Source organism: Actinomadura formosensis NBRC 14204 (genome assembly GCF_001552155.1).
GTDB lineage: Bacteria > Actinomycetota > Actinomycetes > Streptosporangiales > Streptosporangiaceae > Spirillospora > Spirillospora formosensis.
In genome coordinates, this window is sequence record NZ_BCQQ01000001.1 from 44,324 (window position 1) to 69,554 (window position 25,231).

The window sequence follows — 25,231 nt, forward strand, 5'->3', positions numbered from 1 at the left end:
CGGGTTGCGCAATTGTGGACAACTCCCGGTCAGCGGCGCCCGGCGGCCACGGCGGCGAGGACGAGCAGGGCCGCGATGAGCGCCGTGACGTGGGACAGCGTGCCCGGCCCTGAGAGGTAGACGCCACCGAAGACGGCGATCGCGAGGACGTTCGCCAGCAGTGTCCCGGTGTTGGTCAGCGCGGAGACCGACGATGCCTGGTCGGGGCCCACCAAGCCCGTTACCCGGTCCACGAGGGGGCTGAAGCCCGCGGCATGGCCCGCGCCGGAGATGAACAGCAGCGGGACGGACAGGAGTGTCGGCCATCCGTCTCCCGCCACAAGACCCAAGGCCGAGGCCGCGACCGCGAAGGAGAGGAGTCCGGCGGGCGGGAGAGCGGGCCGCATGCGCGGCGGCAGGTGCGTCCAGCCCAGGCCCGCCGTAGCGAAACCCACCGTGTACGGGACGAACGTCAACCCGGCATGAAGCGGCGAGAAGCCGAGAACGTCCTGTAGGTAGAGCGCGAGCGGGAACAGGAATCCGGTGTAGGCGCCCATCACCGCACAGGCCGCGAACAGGCCGGGACGGACGGCAGGCCGCCGCAACACCGACAGATCCAGAAGCGGCGACGTGACCCTCAGTTCATGGACGCGGAAGACCGCGAGAAGAACACAGCCTGCCGCCAGGGACGGCCACGTCCAGAGCGGCCAGTGCTGTTCCCTGCCCAGCACCAGCGGCACCACGAACGCGGCCATTCCGCAAGAGAGCAGGGCCACGCCGGGGAGATCCAGGCGCGTTGCCCTCGTAGGTTCTGGGGGCATCACTCGGGGTCCTATGGCAAGGAGCAGGGCGCCGATGGGGACGTTGACCAGGAAGATGGGACGCCAACTGCCTCCCAAGGTCACGATGACGCCTCCCGCGACCTGTCCCAGGGCCACCCCTAGCGCCAGAACCATCGAGTAGAGGCCGAGTGCACGTGCCCTGGCAGGGCCGTCGAAGGCCAGTTGGATGAGCGAGAGCACCTGGGGCAGCAGCAGCGCGGCCGACGCTCCCTGAATGACCCTCGCGGCGACGAGCACGGCACCGGTCGGCGCAAGTCCGCAGGCCAGGGACGCGGCGGTGAAGCCGAACAGCCCGAAGAAGAACATCGTGCGGTAGCCGTGCTTGTCGCCTAGGCGTGCCCCCGTGACGACCAGTACGGCCAAGGCGAAGATGTATCCGCCCGTGACGAGTTGCAGCAATGCCCCGGACGAGTGCAGCCCCGCCGCGATATTGGGCAGCGCCACCGCCACGATGGAGCCGTCCATGGAAACCATCGTCTGGCCCGTGAGCAGGACCACCAGCAGCCATCGCCTGACCATTCGGCGAGTGTGCGCGCCCAGCCCGTAACGGCGCTTGAAGATATTTGATCTGCGTACGATGGCGGCCATGCGCGAGTCGACGGCCGTGGCCGTGACGGAGGACTTCGCCGTCCACACGGTGCGTTGCACCGATCACCGGCCCGGCTGGTCGGAGCCGGAGTCGTTCACCGCTCACCGGATCGTCCTCGTACGGGCGGGACGGTTCCGCATGCGTTCTCGCCACGGCCGCGCCGTGATCGACCCCACGATGGGGTATGCGGAGGCTCCGGGAGGGGAGGGCCGGTTCGCGCATCCGGCGGGCGGTGACGTGTGCACCGCCATCACGCTCTCCCCCGGTCTGTGGCGGGGATCGGCCGGGATGGTCAGGGTCGGCGCGCGCGCGGACGTCGCCCACCGGCTCCTGCTGCGAGCCGGCCCCGACGTGGGCTACGAGACGGCCGAACGGCTGCTGGGGCTTCTCGTCCACCTGGCTTTGGACGACACCGGCCGCATCCGCCGCGCCCTGGTCGACGAAGCCCGCGAGGCCATCGTCAGCGACCATCCGCAAGCGGCGGCGCTCGTCCCGCTGGCCCGGCTCCTGGAGGTCTCGCCGTCCCACCTGAGCCGGACGTTCCGCCGGGAGACCGGCATGTCCGTCACCCGCTTCCGGAACCGGATCCGGGTCGGCCGCGCACTCGACCGCATCGAACAGGGCGAACGCGACCTGGCGGGTCTCGCCGGCGATCTCGGTTTCGCCGACCACGCCCACCTGACCCGGACGATCAAGGCGGAGACGGGCCATCCTCCGACCGCCCTCCGCCGCCTTCTCGCCTCCCGGTAGCCCGGCGGGCGGTCAGAGTCGCGGCGCCACCACCACACCGAGCATGCCGGGGCCGACGTGGGCGCCGATGACCGGGCCCACCTCGCCGACGTAGACGTCCTCGACGTGCGGGATGCGTGCGCGCAGCCGGGCGGCCAGGGTCTCCGCGCGGGCCGGGGCGAACAGATGCTGGACGCCCAGGTCCACCCGGCGGTCGCCGGCCTCGGCGGCGGCGAGTTCCTCCAGCCGGGCGAGCGCGCGCGAGGAGGTGCGGACTTTCTCCAGCGGCGCTATCCGTCCGTCGGTGATGTCCAGGAGAGGCTTCACCATGAGGGCGGAGCCGAGGAGGGTGGCCGCGGCACCGATCCGGCCGCCTCGCCGCAGATGCTCCAGGGTGTCGACATAGATGAGCGACCGGGTGAGCTCCGCTCGGCGTGAGGCGGCGGATGCGGCCTCCTCTGCGGTGCCGCCGGACATCACGGTGGCCGCGGCGGAGAGCGCGGCGAACCCGAGCCCCATGCCGATGGTTCCGCTGTCGATGACCGTTACGGGCACGGGCGCGGCGTCCGCCGCGAGGCGTGCGGCCTCCACCGTCCCGGACAGGGCCGCCGACAGGTGGACGGAGACGATGCTGCGGGCACCGGCGGAGGCAGCGGCCTCGTAGGCGCGGGTGAAGCGTTCGGGCGCGGGCCGGGACGTGGTGATGGGACGCCATTCCTTCAGCGCCTGTGCGGCCTCGGCGGTGCTGATGTCGCCTTCATCCCGGGTGGTGCCGCCCACGGCGATCTGCAGCGGGACGACGGTCAGCCCGTGGCGTTCGGCGAGCCCGGGGGGAAGGTAGGCGGTGGAATCCGTGACGACCGCGACCGCACTCCCCATGATGGGGACATTACCCGTATTGCCCGCTTTACCCGCCGCGGGCCGGGCGCGTCAGGGCTGGACGGGTACGCCGCCGCGCCAGATGCGCAGCGCCCGCAGCCCGAACGCCCACGCGAACGCGCCCTCGTGGTCGGCGTCCCACAGGACGATGTCGGCGAGCATCCCGGGCGCGAGGGAACCGCGGTCACCGACCCGCAGGGCCGCTGCCCCGCCCAGGGTGGCGGCGCGCAGGGCCTCGGTCACGCTCAGCCCGAACATCGCGACGGCCAGCCCGATGACGAGCGGCATGGACGTGATGCCGCACTGACCGGGGTTGTGGTCGGTGCCGAGCGCGACGGTGACGCCGCGGTCGAGCATCTGCCGGACGGGTGCCGGCGGCCGGCTGCTGTTGAGGGCGCTGCCGGGGCAGACGGTGGCGGTGACCCCGGCGTGGGCGAGGGCCTTGATGTCGTCGTCGTTGGCCTGCGTCAGCAGGTCGGCGGACGCGCAGCCCACCTCGGCGGCGACCTGCGCCGCGCCGACGCGCTCGTTGGCGCAGGCGTGCATGCGGGCCTTGAGCCCGGCGCGCTTGCCGGTGAGCAGGAGGGCGCGGGCCTCTTCGGCGGTGAAGTGGCCCTCGTCGCAGTAGACGTCGATCGAGTCGGCACCCGCCACGGCGGCGTCGCCCGCCCACAGCCGGACGGCCTCGATGTAGTCGCGGCGGCGGCCGAAGAACTCCGGCGGCAGGATGTGCGCGGCGAGGAACGTCGCGTGGATGCGCGGCATGGACGGCTCGCCTTCCAGCGACCGCAGCATCCGGATGTCGGCGAGTTCACCGTCGCGGGTGAGGTGGTAGCCGGTCTTGGCCTCGACCGTGGTGGTCCCGGCGAGAATCCACTGGCGGAGCCGTTCGCGGACGCCGTTGCAGAGCGTCCAGGGGTCGGTTCCCCGGGTGACGGTCACGGTGGAGTTGACGCCGCCGCCCGCCGCGGTGATGGCCGAGTGGGACGACCCGCTGGTGCGCATGGCGAGTTCGGCCCAGCGGTTGCCCGCGTAGACGGGGTGGGAGTGCGCGTCGATGAGCCCCGGGGTGACGAGCCCGCCGCCGAGGTTCTCGACGTGGTCGACGTCGACGATGTCGTCGATGACGCCGGGGACGCTCTCCGGGAGATCGGACGCGGGCCCGGCCCAGACGATCCGGTCGTCGTGGATGAGCACCGCGGCGTTGCTGCAGACGTCGGTGCCCGTCCAGAGCCTGCCGATGTTCGTCAACAGCCGTACCGTCATGGGGTCACCGACCTGGGGGGAGCCAGGCGCGCCGCAGCGCGGTACCGAGCGCCGCGGGGCGCGGGATGGGGCCGCCGGCCCTCGCGCCGGTGTTCGGACCTGTCATGGCCACCTGCTCTCGATCCGAAACACCGGCCGTATGCCGGCGACCCGCCGTTGGAGGGCCGGGCGGCCGGACGGCCGCCATGGGCAACGAGACCGGAGGTATCGGTTTCGTCACGGTAGTGCACCGAAGGCCCGTACGACAACCTTTGATCGCAGCTCATCGACAGCAATCACCCCGCCCCTAGCTCTACAGACCGTACGGATTTCAACCGGGTCGTCAAGCGGATCGGGCAAGCTGTCACCGTTCGGCGATCAGGTTGTTTTTTTCGACCGCCTCCAGACGGTCGAAAAAAATTTGCAGAAGGCGCCCCGAACCCGCGGGGTCCCGCGTGGGACCCGGCGGGGCGGGTTCAGGCCACCGGAGAGACGGTCTCGTATCGGGAAAGCTCACCCGCGAGGTCAGCCGGCACACGCACGTGCAGGACGGTGCCCTCGGCGACGTGCTCCTGCTTGATCACCTCACCGCGCTCGTACGCCTGCGCGACGAGGTCGCCGCGCTCGTAGGGCACGAGGACGTGGAGTTCGTTCTCCAGTCCGGGCAGGTCGGCCTCGATGGCGGCGCGCAGCTCCTCGATGCCGAACCCGGTGCGGGCGGACACGACGACGTTGTGCGGCTCGCGGCGCTGCAGCCGCGCGATCGCGAGCTCGTCGGCGGCGTCGGCCTTGTTGATGACGATGATCTCGGGGATCTCGTCGGCGCCGATCTCGCGCAGCACCTCGCGGACGGCGTCGATCTGCGCCTCGGGGTCGGCGTCGGACCCGTCCACGACGTGCAGGATCAGCCCGGCGTCGGTGACCTCCTCCAACGTCGACCGGAACGCCTCGACGAGCTGGTGCGGCAGATGCCGGACGAACCCGACCGTGTCGGCCAGGGTGTAGGCGCGCCCGCCGGGCGTCTCGGCGCGCCGGACGGTGGGGTCGAGGGTGGCGAACAGCGCGTTCTCCACCAGCACCCCGGCACCGGTGAGCCGGTTGAGCAGGGACGACTTGCCCGCGTTGGTGTAGCCGGCGATGGCGACGGCGGGCACCCGGTGGCGGCGCCGCTCGCCGCGTTTGGTGTCGCGCGCCTTGGACATCTCGGCGATCTGCCGGCGCAGCCTGGCCATCCGGGTGCGGATCCGCCGCCGGTCCAGCTCGATCTTGGTCTCGCCGGGGCCGCGTCCGCCGATGCCGACGCCGCCCGCGGCGCGCCCGCCGACCTGCCGGGACAGGTTGCCGCCCCAGCCGCGCAGCCGCGGCAGCAGGTAGTCGAGCTGCGCGAGCTCGACCTGCGCCTTGCCCTCGCGGCTCTTGGCGTGCTGGGCGAAGATGTCGAGGATCAGCGCGGTCCGGTCGATGACCTTGACCTGGACGGTCTCCTCCAGGTGCCGCAGCTGGCTCGGGGCCAGCTCGCCGTCGCAGATGACGGTGTCGGCGCCGGTGGCGATCACGATGTCGCGCAGCTCCGCGGCCTTGCCGGAGCCGATGTAGGTGGCCGGGTCGGGACGGGACCGGCGCTGGATGAGCCCGTCGAGCACCTGCGAGCCCGCGGTCTCGGCGAGCAGCGCCAGCTCGCGCAGGGAGTTCTCGGCCTCCGCGGCCGTGCCGTCCGTCCAGACGCCCACGAGGACGACCCGCTCCAGCCGCAGGGCGCGGTACTCGACCTCGGTGACATCGGTCAGCTCGGTGGAAAGGCCCGCGACGCGGCGCAGTGCCCGGCGGTCCTCCAGGTCGAGCTCGCCCGTCATGGGCTCGTACTCGAACTCGTCTTGGTCCTGGGTCTGGTCTGCAGAGAAAGGTTGAGTCATATGTCCTCGGTAGAACGCCGCCTCGCGGCCGTATCTTCCCGGCGATCGTCTCACGGGTCTTCCACGGTGGTCACGTGGTTATCGCCATGGTTCCCGCCCTGGGTTGGCGTAAGCGCACCCGGGGAGATCCAGCGAGGGCACCCGCTTTGACCCGGCTCTGTACCGCCGAGTACCGTTCTCCACGTAACAGAAGTCAAATTTCGCTATACGAAAGGGCAGGCTGATGGCTGGACTGGAAGGCATCGAGGTCACCGGGCCCCTCGGCGATCGCTACGAGGAGATCCTGACCCCCGAGGCGCTCGGCCTGCTCGCCGCCCTGCAGCGCGAGCTCGGCGCCCGCCGCAAGGAGCTCCTCGAAGCCCGCGCGGAGCGGCAGCGCAAGCTGTCCGCGGGCGGGACGCTGGACTTCCTGCCCGCGACCGCGAGCATCCGGGGCGACGACTCCTGGCGCGTCGCCGAGCCCGCGCCCGGCCTGGTGGACCGCCGCGTCGAGATCACCGGCCCGACCGACCGGAAGATGACGATCAACGCGCTGAACTCGGGCGCGAAGGTGTGGCTGGCCGACTTCGAGGACGCCAACACGCCGCTGTGGACGAACATGATCGAAGGCCAGCTCAACCTGCGGGACGCCCTCGACCGCACCATCGACTTCACCGACGGGAAGACCGGCAAGACCTACGCGCTGAAGGCCGACGAGGAGCTCGCGACCATCGTCGTCCGGCCGCGCGGCTGGCACATGGAGGAAAAGCACCTCCTCGTCGACGGCGAGCCCATGTCGGGGTCGCTGTTCGACTTCGGGCTGTACTTCTTCCACTCGGCCCGCCGGCAGTTGGACAAGGGCAAGGGCCCCTACTTCTACCTGCCGAAGATGGAGAGCCACCTTGAGGCGCGGCTCTGGAACGACGCGTTCAACCTCGCCCAGGACGCCCTGGAGATCCCGCGCGGCACCATCCGCGCGACCGTGCTGATCGAGACGATCCCGGCCGCGTTCGAGATGGAGGAGATCCTCTATGAGCTGCGCGACCACTCCGCCGGCCTGAACGCCGGCCGCTGGGACTACCTGTTCTCGGTGATCAAGAAGTTCCGGGACCGGGGCGCCGAGTTCGTCCTGCCCGAGCGGAACGCGATCACGATGACCGCCCCGTTCATGCGGGCCTACACCGAGCTGCTCGTCCGGACGTGCCACAAGCGCGGCGCGCACGCGATCGGCGGCATGGCGGCGTTCATCCCGTCCCGCCGGGACGAGGAGGTCAACAGGGTCGCGCTGGAGAAGGTCCGCGCCGACAAGACCCGCGAGTCCGGCGACGGCTTCGACGGCTCCTGGGTCGCCCACCCCGACCTCGTCCCCGTCTGCCGCGAGGTGTTCGACGGCGTCCTCGGCGACAGGCCGAACCAGCTCGACCGGCTCCGCGAGGACGTCCGGGTCTCCGCGGCGGACCTCCTCAACATCAAGGACACCCCCGGCGAGATCACCGAGGCCGGCCTGCGCAACAACATCGACGTGGCGCTGCGCTACCTCGCCACCTGGCTGGACGGCGCCGGAGCGGTCGCGATCCACAACCTGATGGAGGACGCGGCCACCGCGGAGATCTCCCGCTCCCAGGTGTGGCAGTGGATCTACAACGGCGTCTCCACCGCCGAGGGCAAGAAGATCACCAGGGAGTGGGTGGAGCAGCTCCTGGACGAGGAGCTCGGCAAGATCCGCGAGGAGCTGGGGCAGTCCTACAACGAGCCCCGCTACAACCAGGCCGTCGCCCTCTTCAAGGAGGTCACCCTGGCCGGCGAGTACGCCGAGTTCCTCACCACCCCCGCCTACCAGCAGTTCCCGTAAGCCGGGCGATGTTCCCGGTGGCCGGCGTCCCGCGGCGCCCGGCCACCGGGGGACCCGCGCAGATCGCCGGGGCGCCGCGGAAGGGGGCCGCGGCGCTCCGAGGCGATGCCGCGGTACGAACCGGTTCGCCGGCTGTGCAGGGGTTTCGGGGGCGGCGGAGGGTGGTAAAGATGGAGTCCATGCTCACAGCGCTCGGACCCCGGCTGGAGGCACTGCTCGGGGACGGCCGGGTGATCACCGATCCGGTGCGGCTGCGCACGTACGAGTGCGACGGCCTCACCACCCACCGGTCGACGCCCGGGATCGTCGTGCTGCCCGACACCGCCGAGCAGATCGCCGCGATCGTCCGGGAATGCGCGGCGGCGGGCGTGCCGTATGTGGCGCGCGGGTCCGGGACGGGGCTGTCCGGCGGGGCGCTCCCCCGCGCGGACGGCGTGCTGATCGTGACGTCCCGGATGCGCCGGATCCTGGAGATCGACGTCCCGGGCCAGCGGGCCGTGGTGGAGCCCGGTGTGATCAACCTGGACGTGACGCGGGCCGTCCGCCCGTACGGGTACTACTTCGCGCCCGACCCGTCCAGCCAGCAGATCTGCTCGGTCGGCGGGAACGTGGCGGAGAACTCCGGCGGCGCGCACTGCCTGAAGTACGGGTTCACCGCGCACCACGTGCTGGCCTGCGAGGTCGTGACGCCGGACGGCGAACTGGTCGAACTGCCGGCGGACGGGCCCGGCTACGACCTGCTGGGCGTGTTCGTCGGGGCGGAGGGCACGCTCGGCATCACCACCAAGATCACGGTGCGGCTGACACGGGTCCCGCAGACCGTGCAGACGCTGCTGGCGGCGTTCGACTCGATCGAGGCGGGCGGCACGGCGGTGTCGGCGATCATCGGGGCGGGCGTCGTCCCGGCGGCGATCGAGATGATGGACGCGCTGGCGATCGAGGCGGCCGAGGCCGCGGTGCACTGCGCCTATCCGCCGGGCGCCGGCTCGGTGCTGATCGTGGAACTGGACGGCCCGGACGCGGAGGTCGCGGCCCAGTTCACCGAGGTGGAGCGGCTGTGCCGGGACGCGGGCGCGTTCGAGATCCGGATCGCCGCGGACGACGCGGAGCGGGCGCTGATCTGGAAGGGACGCAAGTCGGCGTTCGCGGCGGTGGGCCGCATCAGCCCCGCCTACCTCGTCCAGGACGGCGTCATCCCCCGGACGGTGCTGCCGGACGTCCTCGCGAGCATCGACGCGCTGTCGGCCGAGTCGGGCGTGCGGGTCGCGAACGTGTTCCACGCGGGCGACGGGAACCTGCATCCGCTGGTGCTGTTCGACGACGCCGAGCCGGGCGCGGAGGAGCGCGCCGAGGCGGTGTCGGGCGCGATCCTCGACCTCTGCATCCAGCACGGCGGCTCCATCACCGGTGAGCACGGCGTCGGCGTCGACAAGTCCCGTTACATGCCCCGGATGTTCACCGACACCGACCTGGACACGATGCAGATGGTCCGCTGCGGGTTCGACCCGGCGGGGTTGTGCAACCCCGGCAAGGTCTTCCCCACACCGCGGCTGTGCGGCGAGGTGCCCGGCAAACGCAAGGGCCCCCACCCGTACGAGGGAAAGGCGGACATCTTCTGATGCGGCCCCTGGACGCCCTGGCGAAGGTCTGCGCCGACGTACGGCCCGGCGAGCCGGCGGAAGGCGTGCTCGGTGTCGAGCCCGCGCTCGTCGCCGCGCCGAAGAACCTGGCGGAGGCCGCCGACGTCATGCGCGTCGCCGCCGAGAAGGGCCTGGCCGTCGTGCCGCGTGGGGCCGAGACACGCCTCGACTGGGGGGCGCCTCCGGAACGCTGCGATCTGCTGATCGACACCCACCGGCTGGACAGACTCGTCGAGCACACCGCAGGAGATCTCGTCGCGAAGGCCGAGGCGGGCCTTCCCATGGAGCGGCTCGGCCAGAGGCTCGCGGAGCGGGGGCAGCGCCTGGCCCTGGACGTGCCCCTGCCCGGTTCCACGGTCGGCGGGACGATCGCCACGGGCGCGGCGGGTCCGCTCCGCACGCTGTACGGGACGCCCCGGGCCCTGGTCATCGGGCTCACCATCGTCCGGGCGGACGGTCAGGTCGCCCGGTCGGGGGGCAAGGTCGTCAAGAACGTCGCCGGGTACGACCTCGGACGGCTCTTCTGCGGCTCGTACGGAACCCTGGGCCTGATCGTGGAGGCGACGTTCCGCCTGCACCCGATCCCGGCCGCCTCCGCGTACGTGACGTGTGCCGTGCGCGGGCCGGAGGACGCACACGACGCCGTCCAGACCGTCTTCCACTCCCCTGTTGCGCCCAGCGCCGTCGAGTACACCAGCCCGGGGACGGTCACGGTCCTTCTGGAAGGCGTACCCGACGGTGTCTCCGCGCGCGCTGGGCAGACCGCAGGGCTCCTCGACGAGAACGCCGAAATCACCGAGACCGCACCGGAAGGGTGGGGCCGCTACCCGGACGGCACCACCCTCATCGATATCAGTGCGCCCCCGCCTTCGCTCCGCGCCCTCCTCACCATGCTCGGCCCTGACATTGCCGCCACCTGGAGTGGAAGCGGCCATGGTCATGTGGGCCTGCCCCCCGAAATGGCACCAGACGAGGTCGCCGACCTCCTAGGCCGGCTACGGGGCGTCCTGGCCCGTCACCATGGCCACGCCGTCGTCCGCTACGCCCCCGAAGAGGTGCGCGGCGTGATCGACCTGTGGGGGCCGGTTCCGGCGCTCACGCTGATGCGGCGCGTGAAAGACCAGTTCGACCCTGGACACCGGCTGTCACCCGGCCGTTTCGCGGGAGGTATCTGATGGGCGCCCAAGACGATCTCCCGAATCTGCTCAACGACTGCGTCCACTGCGGTTTCTGCCTGCCGACATGCCCGACGTACGTGCTGTGGGGCGAGGAGATGGACTCCCCCAGGGGCCGCATCCATCTCATGCAGCAGCACGTGGAGGGCGCGCCGCTCAGCGGGCCGATGGTCGAGCATTTCGACCGCTGTCTCGGCTGCATGGCGTGCGTGACGGCCTGCCCGTCCGGCGTCCAGTACGACCGTCTCATCGAGATCACCCGCGCCGACGTGGAACGCGAACATCCACGTTCGCTGAAGGAGCGGGCCATACGGGAGATGGTGTTCCAGCTGTTCCCTTACAGGCGGAGGCTGCGTGCTCTGCGCGGCCCCCTGCGCGCCTACCAGAAGTCGGGTCTGGAGCGGCTCGTCCGGCGCAGCGGCATCCTGGAGCGCATCTCACCGTCCCTCGCGGCGATGGAACGGCTGGCACCGCCCCTCGGCAGGGCGCCGCGGCTGCCCGGGCGGGTCGCCGCACGCGGGGAGCGCCGCGCCACGGTCGGGATGCTGACCGGCTGCGTGCAGGGCGAGTTCTTCCCCGGCGTCAACGCCGCCACGGCGCGCGTCCTCGCCCTCGAAGGCTGCGACGTCGTCATCCCGCGGAACCAGGGGTGCTGCGGGGCGCTTTCCCTGCACTCCGGACGCGAGGACGAGGCCCGCGCCTTCGCCCGCCGGACGGTCGAGGCGTTCGAGTCCGCCGACGTCATCGTGGTGAACTCGGCGGGCTGCGGGTCGGCGATGAAGGAGTACCGGACGCTGCTCGCCGACGATCCGGCCTGGGCGGCGCGGGCGGAGGCGCTGTCCGCCAAGACGCGGGACCTCGCCGAGTACCTCGTGGAACTCGGGCCCCGGGCGAAGCGGAGGCCGCTTCCGGTCACCGTCGCCTATCACGACGCCTGCCACCTCGCCCACGCGCAGGGCGTGCGAAGCCAGCCCCGCGCGCTGCTGGCCGCGATTCCCGAGCTGACCGTGCGGGAGATCGCCGAACCGGACGTCTGCTGCGGTTCCGCCGGAACCTACAACCTGTTCCAGCCGGAGGCCGCCGCAGATCTCGGCGACCGCAAGGCGGGGAACGTGGACGCCACCGGAGCCGAACTCCTGGTCGCCGCCAACCCCGGCTGCTCCATGCAGATCGCCACCGCGCTGCGCGGGCGCGGCGCCGGCATCGCGGTCGCGCACACCGCGCAGGTGCTGGACGCCTCCCTGCGGGGCCTTGGCCGCGACGCCCTCATCTCACGCGGTTCGTAACCCACGGCCCCTGAATGCCGCCGATCCGGCGTCGGGTATCCTGTCCAGCCGCCATCGCCGACCGAGGCTAGACAGGACACGCCTACTGCGCCCACCAGGCCCGAGGGAGCCCGCATCGCCATGTCCAACAGCCACCAGCCGTACCGTTCGCATCGCCGGAGGAAGAAGGCCGGCGCGGGGAGGCTCGGCCTGGCCGCCGCCGTCGCCGGGGCCGTCGGGATCGCCGCGGTGGCCACCGGGATCGTGATCCTGCGGCCGGGCGCGGACGGTGGTGAGGGGTCCGCCCAGCCGACCCTGGCGAGCCAGGGCGACAGCGCCAAGGCGGGCTCGGCGGTGCCCGCGCCGCAGGCCGGCCCGCCGGTGGACTTCACGACCCCGGAGGGCTACGGCTACAGCCTGGCCGCGGTCCGGGCGGGGACGGACCGGCAGCCGCTCGGCGCCACGAAGGCCCCGCCGTCGGGGACGACCTACGCCTACGCCGACTACGTCCTGACCAACAGCCAGCGGCGGCCCGTCCTCCTGGACTTCCCCGCCGACCTGTTCATGCCGAAGGCGCAGGTCCCGGAGTCGGCACGGGAGCGGTGCATGCCGCAGGCGGGCATCCCCGACGACATGTGCACGCTGCCCAACCACAGCGAGGTCACCGCCCGTGTCGAGGGGGCCAAGGCGCCCGTCGAGGAGAACGGCAGCATGATGATGCCGGGCGGCGCCTCCTACGTGGTCCGGATCGCCTCGGACCTGCCGGTGAACGAGGACCTCTCCGCCGACGATCTGCGGCTGTACGTGTGGAGCGCGCGGTACGCCAACGACAGCAAGGGCATCCGGCTCGCCTTCCCATAACCGTCCGGATCTCATCGGTTCGTGAACCCGATGTCCTGGTAGGCGGGTTCGGAGAAGCCGCACGCTCCCATGTTGGCCAGGTTCGCGCGGGCCGCGACGAGCTGGGGACGCTGGTACAGCGGCAGGACCGACGCCTGGCGCCAGATGAGCCGGTCGGCCCTGTTCACAAGGACGTGGATCTTCGCCGGGTCGGCCTCGGCGATGGCCCGGTCCATCGCCGTGTCTATGGCGGCGGTTCCGGTGCGCGAGTAGTTCTGCCGGACATTGCCGCCGCGCGGCCGCGCGAACACCGCCCTCATCGGAGACACCGGGAACGACGTGCCCAGCCATGAGAACGGGACGATGTCGAAGTCCCCCCGCGTGACATAGCTGTCCAGGGCGTCATCGGCGGGGATCAGCCGAATGTCGATACGGACGCCGATGCGTTCGAGCAGTGCGCGCGCCAGTTCCGCTTCACGCTTGCCGATGGGGACGCCGGACGGCACCACGAACCGGAGGGCGAGCGTACGCCCGTTCTTGGCGCGGTACTTGCCGTGCGGTTTCCAGCCCGCTTCGTCCAGGAGGCGTCGGGCACGCCGGGGGTCGTAGGCGCCGAGCACCGCGGAGTTGTCCCGGTAGCCGTTCTGGGTGTTGACGTAGAAGTGGTTGCCGAGCGTCTGGACCGGCACGCCGAGGCCGGACAGGTCCGAGCGTGCGATGACCCGTCGATCGATGCCGAGCATGACCGCACGCCGCACGCGGACGTCCGACAGGGCGGCCCCGGCCGCGTTCAGCGTGAAATGCCGCCAGTCCGGTCCGCCGGCCCGGCGCACCTCGGCCCCGGGGACGCTCCGGACGCGCTGCAACGCGCCTGCGTCAAGGCCGATGTCCATGAGGTCGATCTCGTCGTTGGCGAACGCGCCGGGCATCGCGCTGGTGTCCATTGCGCGATAGACGATGCGGTCGAGTTTCGCGGGCACGCCCCACCAGGCGGGGTCGCGGGCCAAGATGACGGTCTTGGCGGTCCGGTCGATCCGGTCGATCGTGAACGGGCCCGCAGTGACGGGGAGCCGGTTCACCCAGCCGATGTTGAATGCGTGCGGGCTGGAGTAGGCGGAGGCCGGATAGAGAGGGTTGAACAGGCTACGCCAGTCGGCATAGGTCTTGGCGAACGTCACCTTGACCTCGTGTTCGCCGGCGCCTTGTTCGATGCGCTCGATCTGGCGGTAGCCGGTGACGGTGGACGCCTCATAGCGCGGGTCCCGTCCGGAAAGCGCACGCGCCTGAGCCACGAAATCGGCGTATCCGATGTGCCGGCCGTCCGACCATCTGGCCCGCGGGTTGAGCCGGTAGGTAACGCTCTGGCCGTGCTCGGCCCGTTTCAGCGTGGCCGATTGCAGATACTCCGGGACGGGATGCGGAACGGCTTTCTCGTCCGCGCGCATCAGGTACGGCAGGACGCCTTGGAGGACGTGCTCGACCGCGCCCTTGGTGCCGTTGACGTGGTTGAAATTCCACTGGGCGGGGAACTCCGGCAGCGGCCAGCGGAGCGTCCCGCCGTTCATGACGCGGTCGCGCGGGGCCGGGTTGACATCGGACGCGGGTAGCTCGCCGGACGCATTGGTCAGATCCCGCTTCTCAGTGCCGCTGCACCCGGTCATCAGCACGATGCCTAAGAAAACTGCGCCGAGTATCCGTCTCATCATTCTGCTCCGATGGTGACTAGGGGGTGGTGGCAGGCGACTAACCGATCCGTTTCTCGCCCCGGTGACGGGTCTTGCTCCTCACATAGGCGCCCGTCGGCCGCCGGGAGCATGGGGTAGCGAGGACAGCGAGACCGGAACCGGCATCCCCTGACCGGTGTCATGGGATCAGGCGTATCTCCCCGTAGGAGGACACGACGACGACCGCGTTCCAGCAGCGGATCAGGTACCGGGACCGCGTCCAAGAGCGCACGCGTGTACGGATGGGCGGGCGCGCGGTAGAGGTCGCCCACCGGCCCGATCTCGACGATGCGTCCCATATGCATGACGGCGACCCGATCAGCGATGCGGTGGACGACGGCCAGGTCATGAGCGACGAAGAGATACGTCAGCCCGAGACGCTCACGGAGCCCCTCCAGCAGAGCTATGACGGCCGCCTGCGCGGAACCGTCCAGGGCTGCGACTGGCTCGTCCAAGAGGAGAATGCGAGGTTCCAGGGCGAGTGCTCTGGCGATGCCCACACGCTGCCTCTGCCCGCCCGAAAGCTCGTGGGGGTAGCGCCTAGCGTGTTCAGTCTTCAGGCCCACCTGCTCCAGCAACTCCCCCACGCGGCCTTTGATCAGTGATGCTGGAACGCCATGCGTGGTCAGAGGCTCGGCGACGATACCGGCCACGCGCATACGCGGGTTGAGCGACGCGGCCGGGTCCTGGAACACGACCTGGACGTCCCGCCGCAGGGCCTTCCGCCGGGCCGCGTTCAAGGACGCCGTGTCCTGGCCGAGGACGACCACGCGTCCCTCCTGCGGGCGCGACAGCCGCAGGATCTCCATCAGGGCCGTGGTCTTGCCGCACCCCGACTCCCCCACAAGCGCGAGCGTCTCGCCTTCCCGGACGTCGAATCCGATGCCGTCCACGGCGCGCACGGTCCCCGCCCGGCGCCGCACCAGCGTCCCCTTGAGGACGGGGTGATGCCGCACAAGGCCGTCCACTCGCAGCACCACCGGACGCTCAGGCCGGGGCCGAGGCGCGTCGGCCCCGCCTATGCGCGGAATGGAGCGCAGCAACCCGGCCGTGTAGGCCGCGCGTGGTTCCCGGTAGATCTGCTCCACCGGCCCGGTCTCCACGACCTTTCCCCCGCGCATCACCATGACGCGGTCGGCGAAGCCCGCGATGACCCCCAGATCATGCGTGATCAGCACGATCGCGGCGCCCACCGCCTCCTTGGCGGCCCGGAGCACGTCCAAGACCCGCGCCTGGACGGTCACGTCCAGCGCGGCCGTCGGCTCGTCGGCCAGGATCACGCTCGGCTCGTTGGCGATCGCCATGGCGATCATCACGCGCTGCCGCATCCCGCCGGAGAACTCGTGCGGGTACGCGCGAGCCCGCCGTGCCGCACCGGGGATGCCGACCAGGTCGAGCAACTCCGCGGCTCGCGCGCGCGCCGCCGCCCGCGTGACCCCGCAGTGCACCCGGACGGTTTCAGCGATCTGGTCGCCCACGGTGTGGACGGGCGTCAGCGCCGGCTCTTGGAAGACCATCGCCAGGTCTTTGCCGCGCACCCGGGACAGTTCGGCGTCGGACCGTCCGACCAGTTCCTCGTCGTGCAGCCGCACGGACCCCGCCACAGTGGCACCGCCGGGAAGGAGCCCCATCACGGCGAGCGCGAGCGCCGTCTTGCCCGCCCCCGACTCACCGACGATTCCGAGGACCTCGCCCGCCCCGACCGTGACGCTCACCCCGCGCACGGCGCGCGCACCGCCCGCGTAACCGACCTCCAGGTCGGTGACCCGAAGAACCGTCAACGCCCGTCCCTCAGCGGATCGAGGACGTCCCGCAGCCCGTCCCCCAGCAGGTTCACGGCGAGGACGATCAGGACGAGCAGCCCGGCCGCCGCCCCGGCCGGCCACGTGGCCGCCGCGCCGTGCCCCTCCGCGACCAGCGTGCCGAGCGAGACGTCCGGCGGCCGAACCCCGAGGCCGAGGTACGACAGCCCGCCCTCGGCGATGATCGCGACGCCGACGGTCAGGCTCGCGTCCACGGCCAGCAGCGACGCGAGCCGCGGCGAAACGTGCCGGACGATCACGCGCGGCCCGCTCACCCCGAGGAACCGGGCGGCGAGCACGTATTCGCGCTCGCGCAGCGACCGCGTCATGGCCCGCACCACCTTGGCCGTGAGCATCCACATGAACGCCGCGAGCACCGGCACGAGCATCGGCCAGGCCCCGCCCGGCGCCAGGAGGGCGACGACGAGGAACGGCGGAAGCACCAGGAGAAGATCGGCGCCCCACATCAGGGCGCGGTCGAGCGCACCGCCCGCGAACCCGGCCGCGGTCCCGATCACGGCGGCGACTCCGGTGGACAGCACGGCGGCGAGCAGCCCGATCGCCAGCGACCTCCGCGCGCCGCGCAGGGTGAGGGCGAACACGTCCCGTCCGCTCTGCGTCGTGCCGAGCCAGTGACGCGCGGACGGCTCCTGGCGGAACGCCGTGAAGTCCGTCTCGTCCCAGCCCCACGGCGACACGAGCGGCCCGGCGAACGCCAGCAGGAACACCAGTACGAGCAGTACCGCACCGGCCGCGCCCCGCCGCGTCCTCATGCCGCGGCCCCGGCACGCAGCCGAGGGTCGAGGAGACCGCTCAGGACGTCGGAGACCAGGCCGGCCGGCAGCACCGCGCAGGCGGCCGCGCACTCGATCGCGGCGACCGCGTTGACGTCGCCGCGCGTGATCGAGTCGACCAGCCACTCCCCCAGCCCGTGCCGGCCGAAGATCTTCTCGGTGAACACGCCGCTGAGCACGAGCAGGCCGGACGCGTAGGAGAAGTAGGTGATCATCGGGATCAGCGCGGTGCGCAGCCCGTGCCGCAGCAGGGCGCGCCGCCGCCGGAGCCCCCGGGCCCGCGCGGTCCGGACGAAATCGGCGTGCAGGACATCGAGCATCAAGCCCCGCTGATAGCGGCAGTAGAGGGCGAACTGGGCCAGCGCGATCGTGGCCGTCGGGAGCACCAGATGCCGTGCCTGGTCAACGAGCCCGCGGAAGGCGCCCGGCTCTCCCGGCGTGGACTCCCCGACCCACGCGAACACCCGCACGCCCATGGCATCGTTCGCCGTGGCGGCGGCCATCTGTAACAGCGCCGCCAGGACGAACACGGGGACGGCCAGGAGCAGATAGGACCCGGCCGTGATGACCCTGTCGGCGCCCTGTCCACGCCTGACCGCCGCATAGGCCCCGAGGAGCACCCCCAGAACGCTCCCGATGACGCTTCCGGGGACCGACAGCCGCAGGCTCACACCGAGACGACGCCATAACTCGGCGTTGACGGGCTCCCCCTCCTGGGTCCGGCCGAAATCACCGTGCAGGACACCCCGGGCCCAGATGCGGTAACGGCTCGCCAGGGGAACCCGGTCGCTGAGGTTGAGGGCGCTGAGGCGGGCCTCCACGACGGCCTCCGGCGGGCGTGGCGCGCGCCCCTCGAACTCGGCCCGCGGATCGAGCACACCGGCGGCGAGCAGATAGGCGAGGCTCCCGGCGAGAACGACCAGCACTCCGCGGCCGACCAGCCGCCGCACCAGGAACCCCGCCAATGTCTCCCCTCCCGGGATCACGCAGCAACAGCCACGGAATGCTATCGATCAATCACTCACCGCGCCGGAAAACGCCGAGAGCCGGGAGATCGGCGCAGCCGCCCGCCAGGACCCCGGGACGGCCCGCGGCGCCGGCCGGGCGGAAGGCGTCGACGCGCGACGGCATGCTGACTCCACTGGCCTGACCCGGCCACCCGAACCGGTAACCCGCGGGTGCGCGCGGGCCGGCCGGGGGCGGCGGGGGTGCGACCAGGCCCCTCCTTCTCGTGGCGCGGAGCCGTCACCCGCGCCGGGCGGCGAAGTGCGCGAAGTCCGATTCCTGCGACTCTGACCTGCGTCTTCCGTTCTCCTCGGCGGATTACGCGGTTACCATCACGGCACGTCCCAGTGCACCGTGCCCCAGGCCGGCGTCCACCGAACCGGATCCCGGTGTCCTGAGACGGACGCCCTTCGGAGTGCGGGACGGTGACCAAGACGCTTTAACATTCCATTACCTCGGGCGGGGAGCGGATGATGGAAACGGCAGAACACGGCCGTGCGGCAGGACGCGTGGGCGCGCTGCTCGCGCTGACCGCGGTCGCGTTCGTCACCGCGTCGCTCATCATCGGCACCCGGATGCCCGCCCACCTGCGGATGGTCTGGTGGCACCCGGAGATCCTCGTCGCGCTCGCCTGGACGCCGGTCGGCGCCTTCCTGCTGCCGCACCGGCCCAGGCTGAAGGTCGCGTGGCTGATGGTCGGCGCCGGTGCCAGCGCGTCGGTATACGTCCTGTCACTGAATCTCGGCCCATGGGCGGACCTGCACGGCTGGCCCGGCGCCGGATTCATCACGTGGCTCGGGACCTGGCTGTGGGCCGTTGACACCTACGCCCTGACTCTGGTCCTGCCGCTGATCTTCCCGGACGGGCGGCTCGTGTCGCGCTGGTTCCGCCCGGTGCTCGTCCTGGCCTGCCTCGTTCCCGTCATCGTCTGCGTTCATCTGACGATCGATCCGGGGGTGCGGCGCTGGCACGACGGCGTGTCGGTCTACCCGTTCGACGCGATCCCGCCGCCGATCAGCGCGATCATCATCGCGACCCTGGCCGCGGGCCTGTTCTCGGTGCTCGTCCGGTTCGTGCGGTCGGCGCCGGACGTCCGGCGCCAGATCGCCTGGGTCGTCTACCCCGGAATCCTCGCCGAGGGGGTCATCTACATCGGCGAGAACAGCCCCATCGGGGATCCATTGCGCAACATCACCATCGTCGCCGTCCCGATCTGCATCGCCATCGCGATCTCCCGCTACCGGCTGTACGACATCGACCTCGTGGTCAGCCGGACGCTGGTGTACGCGGGGCTCGTCGTCGTCATCACCGGCGTGTACTTCGCGCTGGTCGGCGCCGCGAGCCTGCTGGCGCACGGCAGGGGCACCCTCGCCGGCCTGGCCGGGGCGATCGTCGCGGGCGCGGTGTTCGAGCCCGTCCGGCGGCGTCTCCAGCGCACGGTGGACGGGTTCATCCACGGCGAACGCGACCCGTACCGGATCGCCGACCGCCTCAACCGGCGGCTGCAGACCGCCGCCGACCCCGGTGCCGCGCTCGCCGTGGCCGCCGAGGTCGCCCGCTCCGCGCTGCACGCGACCGGCGCGGTGATCGAGGTCCTGGACCGCGACGGCCGGACGATCTCCGCGGAGGACGGCGTCCTCGGCGGCCGGCCGCAGCTCATCCCGCTGGTGTGGCACGGGGAGCCGGTGGGCCGGCTGCTGTTCGGCGTCACCCGCACCCCGGACGCGCGGCTGTCGGGCGTCCTCGCCCGCAACCTCGCCGAGCTGGCGAACGCGGTGCGGCTCGCCGCGGACGTCCAGCGCTCCCGCGAGCACATCCTGCGCACCCGGGAGGAGGAACGGCGGCGGCTGCGCCGCGACCTGCACGACGGGCTCGGCCCCACCCTCGCCAGCCTCGCCATGACGGTGGACGCGGCCCGCATCACGCTGAAGACCGACCCCGGGGCGGTGGACGCGCTCCTGGAGGATCTGCGCGCCACCATGGGACGCACCATCGGCGACATCAGGGAGCTCGTCTACGGCCTGCGTCCGCCCGCACTGGACGATCTGGGGCTGGAAGGCGCGATCCAGGCGCTCGGCGGGGTCGTCGCCACCGGGGACGGTCCGCGGGTGGACGTGCGCGTCGAGGGCGACCTGCAGGGCCTGCCGGCCGCGGCCGAGGTCGCCGCGTACCGGATCGTCCAGGAGGCGCTGACGAACGTCCACCGGCACGCCGGCGCCGGCTGCGCCGAGGTGCGGCTGTGCCTGAACGGCGACCTGCACGTCACGGTGGGGGACGACGGAGTGGGGCTGCCCGCGCACGTGCGTTCCGGCGTCGGCATGTCGTCCATGCGGGAACGCGCGGCCGAACTCGGAGGGTCCTGCACGGTGGGGCCCGGCCCCAAGGGCGGGACACTGGTCCGGGCCAGGCTGCCGGTCAACGGCGTCCATCCCTGACGTGCCCTTCACGGGGATCTTCGGCATCACCCCTGGTGGGAGGGCCGGTGACCGCCCCCCGCCAAGAAGGTCGCCACCGGCCCTCTGGCTCCGTACGGCTCCGGGGCTCCCATCCCGGTCCATACGGGCCATTCACCAGAGGGTGTGCAAGAAAGAAGTTATGCGGCGGAAGGTCCCGTTGGAGAGGGACACTTGTCCCGTTCAAGCCGGGACGGCCGCGGAACGCGCGCATTCCCTGGTGAGAAGGGGTTCCGTCAGATCCAGCCGGGGTGGGTCTCACCCTCGGCGACCAGCACGGCGGGGCCCCGCAGATGGCTGGTCTCCCCGTCGAAGGTGACGGTCACCCGGCCACCGGGAACGTCCACGGTCCATTCGGACGCGCCCGGCGTCCCCAGGGACGCCGCGGCGGCCACGGCGACCGTGCCGGTGCCGCAGGAGCGGGTCTCGCCGGAGCCGCGCTCGTACACCCGCATCTCCACGTGCCGCTCCCCGACGGCGCGGAAGAACTCGACGTTCACCCCGTCGGGGAACGCGGCCGGGTCGAAGCCGGGGGCGCGCGACAGGTCCAGGGCGTCGACCGGCCCGTCCACGCGGCACGCCAGGTGCGGGTTCCCCATGCTGACCCGCCGGCCCTGGAACGTCGCCCCCGCCAGGGTCGCCTCGCCGTAGCCGAGGAGTTCGGGCGGCCCCATGTCCACGCTCACGTCGCCGGACGCGCCGAGCGTCACGCGTCGCAGGCCCGCGCGGGTCGCCACGTCCCACTCGCCGGGCGCGGCCAGGCCCGCGTCGACCAGGTAGCGGGCGAAGACGCGCACCCCGTTGCCGCACATCTCGGCGATGCCGCCGTCGGCGTTGCGGTAGTCCATGAACCACTCGGCGTCGGCCTCGTACCCGGCCGCCTTCGTCCGGACGACGCGCAGGACGCCGTCGGCGCCGATCCCGGCCCGCCGGTCGCACAGCCGCGCGACGGCCCGCGGAGTGAGGTCGAGCGCGCCGTCCGGGTCGGGGAGGATCACGAAGTCGTTCTCGGTGCCGTGGCCTTTGACGAACCGCATCCCCCGATCGTATTGCCTGCGCCGGACGACCCCGCCCGGCGCGTCAGCCGATCCGGGCGAGCGCGCGTTCGACCAGGTCGGGAGCGTCGTAGGGCAGCCACTGGACGCGGGGGTCGCGGCGGAACCACGACTCCTGCCTGCGGGCGAAACGCCGGGTCGTCCGGACGGTGTCCTCCTTCGCCCGCTCCTGCGTCCACTCCCCCGCGAGGAACCGGAGGACCTGCGCGTAGCCGAGGGCGCGCCCGGCGGTCAGGCCGTCCCGCAGGCCCTTCTTCTCCAACTCGCGGACCTCGTCGACCAGGCCCGCGTCCCACATGCGCTCCACGCGCAGCGCGATGCGCTCGTCCAGCGCCTCGCGCGGGACGCTCAGCCCTATCTGCACGACCGCGTCGTAGCGGTACCGGTGCTCGGGCAGCGTCGCGGTGAACGGGCGGCCGGTGATCTCGATGACCTCCAGGGCCCGGACGATCCGGCGGCCGTTGCTCGGCAGGATCGCCTCGGCCGCCGCGGGGTCCAGTCCGCGCAGCCGTTCGTGCAGCACGCCGGGCCCGGCCTGCGCCAGTTCGTCCTCCAGGCGCGCCCGGACGGCCGGGTCCGTCCCCGGGAACTCCAGGTGGTCGAGGGCGGCCCGCACGTAAAGGCCCGATCCGCCGACCAGGATCGGCGTCCGCCCGCGGCCCCGGACGCCGGCGATCGCGTCGGCGCTGAGCCGCTGGTATTCGGCGACGCTCGCGGTCTTCGTCACCTCCCAGACGTCCAGCAGGTGGTGGGGAACCCCGCGCATCTCGGCCGCGGACAGCTTGGCCGTGCCGATGTCCATGCCGCGGTAGAGCTGCATCGAGTCGGCGTTGACCGCCTCCCCGTCCAGGCGCAGCGCCAGCTCCACGGCGAGATCGGACTTGCCGGCGGCCGTCGCCCCGACCACCGCGATCACAGGGGCATGAGGTGAGGTCACGGGATCGATTGTCGCAACAGAACGGGCATGGCCGGGCGGTGCGGGTACGGGCGGGCGGTGAGCCCGGCCGGCGCGGCGGGCGGCCGTCCTAACCCGCCGGGCGGCCGGTCCGCGACCAGCACGCCACGAAGTAGCCGACACCGTACGGCGCCTCGTGGGCGAGCAGGTCGCCGGCGAGACCGGCCGCACCACCGGTTGCACCGGCCAGCACCTGCCACGCCGCACGCCCCGCCGCCTGGAGGTCCCGGGAGACCTCGGGGCTCAGGGCGGCCAGGGCGGCGGCGTCGGCCGTGCCAAGCGCGCGCGCCACGCCCTCGTCATGGGGAAGCGCGCGCTCATCGAGATACCCGGGCGCCTTCTCCGAGCGGCAGGCCGACCCATCACCCATCACCAGCAGCGCGACGCGGTCGGCCGCCCCTGCCAGACCCCGCCCGAGCGCCAGGCACTCTTCTGGTTCGGCGTCGAAGGCGACGGCCTGATAGTGCGCGCCGACCTCGAAGCCCCGCCGTTCCAGCAGCCAGTGCCCGATCGTCAAGGACAACGGCAGTGCCTCAGCGTCGCCCTTGGGGTCGCCTGGGCTCGTCCAGTCGAGCCCGTAGGGCCGGAGCGTCGCGTAGGCGTCCGTCCCATAGGAGCACGTCTGCGCACCTCCTCCGACGACGATCAGGACGTCCGCTCCCGCGAGGTGGCCGATGGCCCGGTCGCACGCGGCGCGCACCGCGTCGAGCTCCGGCGCCGCCTCCCCCGCCATCTCCGGGACGAGTACGGGCGGATGCGGGCACACCGCCGCCGCTACCAGCACGCTGCCTCCTTGGGAACCGGACCGGCCGCGATGACCCGCTCAGGAGCAGCCGTGGCCGGGGGACGACGGCTGGGCCGGGCGCCCGATCGAGGGCATCCCCAGCGACACGCCTTTCTGACCGCCGTTCCCGCCCTGACGAGCCTCCCACGCGTCGCCCGCGCGCGTCCGGCGGACGGCCGGCACGGGCTTGTCGGCGACCAGGTGATGCGGTGCGGCGTAGGTGACCTCGACGGTGACCATGTCGCCGGGACGGACCGGCTCCGCCGGGACGGCGAAGTGGACCAGCCGGTTGTCGGGCGCACGGCCGGACAGCCGCCGGGTCGCCTCGTCCTTGCGCCCCTCGCCCTCGGCGACCAGGAGCTCCAGGGTGCGGCCGAGCTGCTTCTTGTTCTCCTCCCAGGAGATCTCCTCCTGGAGGGCGACGAGCCGCTCGTAGCGTTCCTGGACGACCTCCTTCGGGAGCTGCCCGTCCATGGTCGCGGCCGGGGTTCCCGGACGCCTGGAGTACTGGAACGTGAACGCCGACGAGAACCGCGCCTCCCGCACCACGTGCAGGGTCTCCTCGAAGTCGGCCTCGGTCTCGCCGGGGAACCCCACGATGATGTCGGTGGTGATCGCCGCGTCCGGGATCGCGGCCCGGACCTTCTCGATGATGCCGAGGTAGCGCTCCTGCCGGTACGACCGGCGCATCGCGCGCAGCACCGCGTCCGAACCGGACTGCAGCGGCATGTGCAGCGACGGCATCACGTTCGGCGTCTCCGCCATCGCGGCGATGACGTCGTCGGTGAAGTCCTTGGGGTGCGGCGAGGTGAACCGGACCCGCTCCAGCCCCTCCACGCCTCCGCAGGCGCGCAGCAGCCCGGCGAAGGCCGTGTTGCCGCCCCTGGTCATCGCGCGCACCTCGTCCGGCGCGGCGGACAGCGCACCGAAACCCGAGCCGTAGGCGTTGACGTTCTGCCCCAGCAGCGTGATCTCCAGGACGCCCTCGGCGACGAGCGCCTCGATCTCGGCGAGGATCTCCCCCGGCCGGCGGTCCTTCTCCTTGCCGCGCAGCGACGGGACGATGCAGAACGTGCACGTGTTGTTGCAGCCGACGGAGATCGACACCCACGCGGCGTACGGGGACTCGCGGCGCGTCGGCAGCGTCGAGGGGAAGGTCACCAGGGACTCTTCGATCTCGACCTGTGCCTCGCTCTGCACGCGGGCCCGTTCCAGCAGTGCGGGCAGCGACCCGATGTTGTGGGTGCCGAACACGACGTCCACCCAGGGTGCCCGCTTGATGATGGTGTCGCGGTCCTTCTGCGCGAGGCAGCCGCCGACGGCGATCTGCATGCCGGGATGGCCGTCCTTGACCGGCCGCAGATGGCCGAGGTTGCCGTAGAGCCTGTTGTCGGCGTTCTCCCGCACAGCGCAGGTGTTGAACACCACCACGTCCGGTTCGGTGTCCTCCGCGCGGACGTACCCGGCCGCCTCCAGCAGCCCGGACAGCCGCTCGGAGTCGTGGACGTTCATCTGGCACCCGTAGGTACGGATCTCGTACGTACGGGGGGCCGTCTCCATTGGCGCACTCATGACGGTAACCAAGGGTACGGGCACGTCACGCCACGATGGAACGCGTGCGGCCGCACGAGGCGCACCCGGCCCCTCAGCTCCGATGATCACTCTCCGCAACGACAGACCCCGTCCGACATGGGGATTCGTGATCGGATCGGTACCGCGTGGCAACTTCTGC

The 25,231-nt window shown here is 71.8% G+C and carries 19 protein-coding genes; 7 read left to right on the top strand and 12 right to left on the bottom strand.

What is annotated here, in order from left to right; genetic code table 11:
* Positions 1–29 precede the first annotated feature (29 nt).
* Positions 30–1,340, bottom strand: coding sequence for an MFS transporter (locus AF1_RS00230; RefSeq protein WP_084262281.1), 1,311 nt, complete (start codon positions 1,338–1,340; stop codon positions 30–32).
* Between the two features lie 67 nt (positions 1,341–1,407).
* Here AF1_RS00230 and AF1_RS00235 point away from each other — a divergent pair, with 67 nt between their 5' ends.
* Entirely contained in the window at positions 1,408–2,160 is a 753-nt protein-coding gene (locus tag AF1_RS00235) for a helix-turn-helix domain-containing protein (protein ID WP_067792145.1), read from the top strand.
* Between the two features lie 12 nt (positions 2,161–2,172).
* Here the strand turns inward: AF1_RS00235 and AF1_RS00240 are convergent, their stop codons facing one another.
* From AF1_RS00240 to hflX, 3 genes are all read right to left on the bottom strand, one after another.
* The gene (locus AF1_RS00240) at positions 2,173–3,018 is read right to left on the bottom strand and encodes a DegV family protein (protein WP_067791938.1); all 846 of its coding nucleotides are present in this window, start codon (positions 3,016–3,018) and stop codon (positions 2,173–2,175) included.
* Between the two features lie 51 nt (positions 3,019–3,069).
* Positions 3,070–4,284: an imidazolonepropionase gene (gene hutI, locus AF1_RS00245; protein ID WP_067791941.1), complete on the bottom strand. Its 1,215-nt coding sequence runs from the start codon at positions 4,282–4,284 to the stop codon at positions 3,070–3,072.
* Between the two features lie 455 nt (positions 4,285–4,739).
* On the bottom strand, positions 4,740–6,176 hold the full coding sequence (hflX, locus tag AF1_RS00250; RefSeq protein WP_067791944.1) for a GTPase HflX: 1,437 nt from the start codon (positions 6,174–6,176) through the stop codon (positions 4,740–4,742).
* 223 nt (positions 6,177–6,399) lie between these two features.
* Here hflX and aceB point away from each other — a divergent pair, with 223 nt between their 5' ends.
* The 5 genes from aceB (at position 6,400) to AF1_RS00275 (ending at position 12,948) form a co-directional block, all read left to right on the top strand.
* A complete protein-coding gene (gene aceB / locus AF1_RS00255) occupies positions 6,400–8,007 on the top strand; it encodes a malate synthase A (protein WP_067791947.1) in 1,608 nt (535 codons plus the stop codon).
* Between the two features lie 170 nt (positions 8,008–8,177).
* On the top strand, positions 8,178–9,626 hold the full coding sequence (locus tag AF1_RS00260; RefSeq protein ID WP_067791950.1) for an FAD-linked oxidase C-terminal domain-containing protein: 1,449 nt from the start codon (positions 8,178–8,180) through the stop codon (positions 9,624–9,626).
* Positions 9,626–10,822, top strand: a complete 1,197-nt coding sequence (locus AF1_RS00265) for an FAD-binding oxidoreductase (protein ID WP_067791953.1) — start codon at positions 9,626–9,628, stop codon at positions 10,820–10,822. Before AF1_RS00260 ends, AF1_RS00265 begins: the two co-directional genes overlap by 1 nt.
* Positions 10,822–12,108 carry a (Fe-S)-binding protein gene (locus tag AF1_RS00270; protein ID WP_067791956.1) on the top strand — a complete coding sequence of 429 codons (1,287 nt, stop codon included), beginning with the start codon at positions 10,822–10,824 and terminating at the stop codon, positions 12,106–12,108. The genes AF1_RS00265 and AF1_RS00270 overlap by 1 nt, the downstream gene beginning before the upstream one ends.
* 120 nt (positions 12,109–12,228) lie before the next feature.
* Complete coding sequence (locus AF1_RS00275) at positions 12,229–12,948, top strand: hypothetical protein (RefSeq protein WP_067791959.1); 720 nt, start codon at positions 12,229–12,231, stop codon at positions 12,946–12,948.
* 11 nt (positions 12,949–12,959) lie between these two features.
* Here the strand turns inward: AF1_RS00275 and AF1_RS00280 are convergent, their stop codons facing one another.
* From AF1_RS00280 to AF1_RS00295, 4 genes are read right to left on the bottom strand one after another with little or no spacing between them, the layout of a single operon-like run.
* Positions 12,960–14,630: an ABC transporter family substrate-binding protein gene (locus AF1_RS00280; protein WP_067791962.1), complete on the bottom strand. Its 1,671-nt coding sequence runs from the start codon at positions 14,628–14,630 to the stop codon at positions 12,960–12,962.
* Complete coding sequence (locus AF1_RS00285; RefSeq protein WP_067791968.1) at positions 14,630–16,432, bottom strand: ABC transporter ATP-binding protein; 1,803 nt, start codon at positions 16,430–16,432, stop codon at positions 14,630–14,632. Before AF1_RS00285 ends, AF1_RS00280 begins: the two co-directional genes overlap by 1 nt.
* Positions 16,429–17,226 carry an ABC transporter permease gene (locus AF1_RS00290; protein ID WP_067791972.1) on the bottom strand — a complete coding sequence of 266 codons (798 nt, stop codon included), beginning with the start codon at positions 17,224–17,226 and terminating at the stop codon, positions 16,429–16,431. Before AF1_RS00290 ends, AF1_RS00285 begins: the two co-directional genes overlap by 4 nt.
* On the bottom strand, positions 17,223–18,212 hold the full coding sequence (locus AF1_RS00295) for an ABC transporter permease (RefSeq protein ID WP_067791974.1): 990 nt from the start codon (positions 18,210–18,212) through the stop codon (positions 17,223–17,225). The genes AF1_RS00290 and AF1_RS00295 overlap by 4 nt, the downstream gene beginning before the upstream one ends.
* A 513-nt stretch (positions 18,213–18,725) precedes the next feature.
* Between AF1_RS00295 and AF1_RS00300 the strand changes: the two genes are divergently transcribed.
* On the top strand, positions 18,726–20,687 hold the full coding sequence (locus tag AF1_RS00300) for a sensor histidine kinase (protein WP_067792148.1): 1,962 nt from the start codon (positions 18,726–18,728) through the stop codon (positions 20,685–20,687).
* A 254-nt stretch (positions 20,688–20,941) separates the two neighbouring features.
* Here AF1_RS00300 and dapF read toward each other — a convergent pair whose 3' ends face one another.
* From dapF to miaB, 4 genes are all read right to left on the bottom strand, one after another.
* On the bottom strand, positions 20,942–21,742 hold the full coding sequence (gene dapF / locus AF1_RS00305; RefSeq protein WP_067791977.1) for a diaminopimelate epimerase: 801 nt from the start codon (positions 21,740–21,742) through the stop codon (positions 20,942–20,944).
* Between the two features lie 43 nt (positions 21,743–21,785).
* Positions 21,786–22,676, bottom strand: a complete 891-nt coding sequence (gene miaA, locus AF1_RS00310; RefSeq protein ID WP_067791980.1) for a tRNA (adenosine(37)-N6)-dimethylallyltransferase MiaA — start codon at positions 22,674–22,676, stop codon at positions 21,786–21,788.
* Between the two features lie 109 nt (positions 22,677–22,785).
* Positions 22,786–23,499, bottom strand: coding sequence for a class III extradiol ring-cleavage dioxygenase family protein (locus AF1_RS00315; RefSeq protein ID WP_084262282.1), 714 nt, complete (start codon positions 23,497–23,499; stop codon positions 22,786–22,788).
* 39 nt (positions 23,500–23,538) lie between these two features.
* Positions 23,539–25,071 carry a tRNA (N6-isopentenyl adenosine(37)-C2)-methylthiotransferase MiaB gene (gene miaB, locus AF1_RS00320; protein ID WP_067791983.1) on the bottom strand — a complete coding sequence of 511 codons (1,533 nt, stop codon included), beginning with the start codon at positions 25,069–25,071 and terminating at the stop codon, positions 23,539–23,541.
* Positions 25,072–25,231: the final 160 nt, after the last annotated feature.

Excerpts from the sequence above, each read along its gene's own strand:
- AF1_RS00235 (WP_067792145.1), top strand. The coding sequence starts at position 1,408 with ATGCGCGAGTCGACGGCCGTGGCCGTGACGGAGGACTTCGCCGTCCAC.
- dapF (WP_067791977.1), bottom strand. The coding sequence starts at position 21,742 with ATGCGGTTCGTCAAAGGCCACGGCACCGAGAACGACTTCGTGATCCTC.
- AF1_RS00230 (WP_084262281.1), bottom strand. The coding sequence starts at position 1,340 with ATGGTCAGGCGATGGCTGCTGGTGGTCCTGCTCACGGGCCAGACGATG.
- AF1_RS00240 (WP_067791938.1), bottom strand. The coding sequence starts at position 3,018 with ATGGGGAGTGCGGTCGCGGTCGTCACGGATTCCACCGCCTACCTTCCC.
- miaB (WP_067791983.1), bottom strand. The coding sequence starts at position 25,071 with ATGAGTGCGCCAATGGAGACGGCCCCCCGTACGTACGAGATCCGTACC.
- AF1_RS00300 (WP_067792148.1), top strand. The coding sequence starts at position 18,726 with ATGGAAACGGCAGAACACGGCCGTGCGGCAGGACGCGTGGGCGCGCTG.
- AF1_RS00270 (WP_067791956.1), top strand. The coding sequence starts at position 10,822 with ATGGGCGCCCAAGACGATCTCCCGAATCTGCTCAACGACTGCGTCCAC.
- AF1_RS00265 (WP_067791953.1), top strand. The coding sequence starts at position 9,626 with ATGCGGCCCCTGGACGCCCTGGCGAAGGTCTGCGCCGACGTACGGCCC.
- AF1_RS00260 (WP_067791950.1), top strand. The coding sequence starts at position 8,178 with ATGGAGTCCATGCTCACAGCGCTCGGACCCCGGCTGGAGGCACTGCTC.
- AF1_RS00290 (WP_067791972.1), bottom strand. The coding sequence starts at position 17,226 with ATGAGGACGCGGCGGGGCGCGGCCGGTGCGGTACTGCTCGTACTGGTG.
- hflX (WP_067791944.1), bottom strand. The coding sequence starts at position 6,176 with ATGACTCAACCTTTCTCTGCAGACCAGACCCAGGACCAAGACGAGTTC.
- AF1_RS00275 (WP_067791959.1), top strand. The coding sequence starts at position 12,229 with ATGTCCAACAGCCACCAGCCGTACCGTTCGCATCGCCGGAGGAAGAAG.
- aceB (WP_067791947.1), top strand. The coding sequence starts at position 6,400 with ATGGCTGGACTGGAAGGCATCGAGGTCACCGGGCCCCTCGGCGATCGC.
- hutI (WP_067791941.1), bottom strand. The coding sequence starts at position 4,284 with ATGACGGTACGGCTGTTGACGAACATCGGCAGGCTCTGGACGGGCACC.
- AF1_RS00280 (WP_067791962.1), bottom strand. The coding sequence starts at position 14,630 with ATGAGACGGATACTCGGCGCAGTTTTCTTAGGCATCGTGCTGATGACC.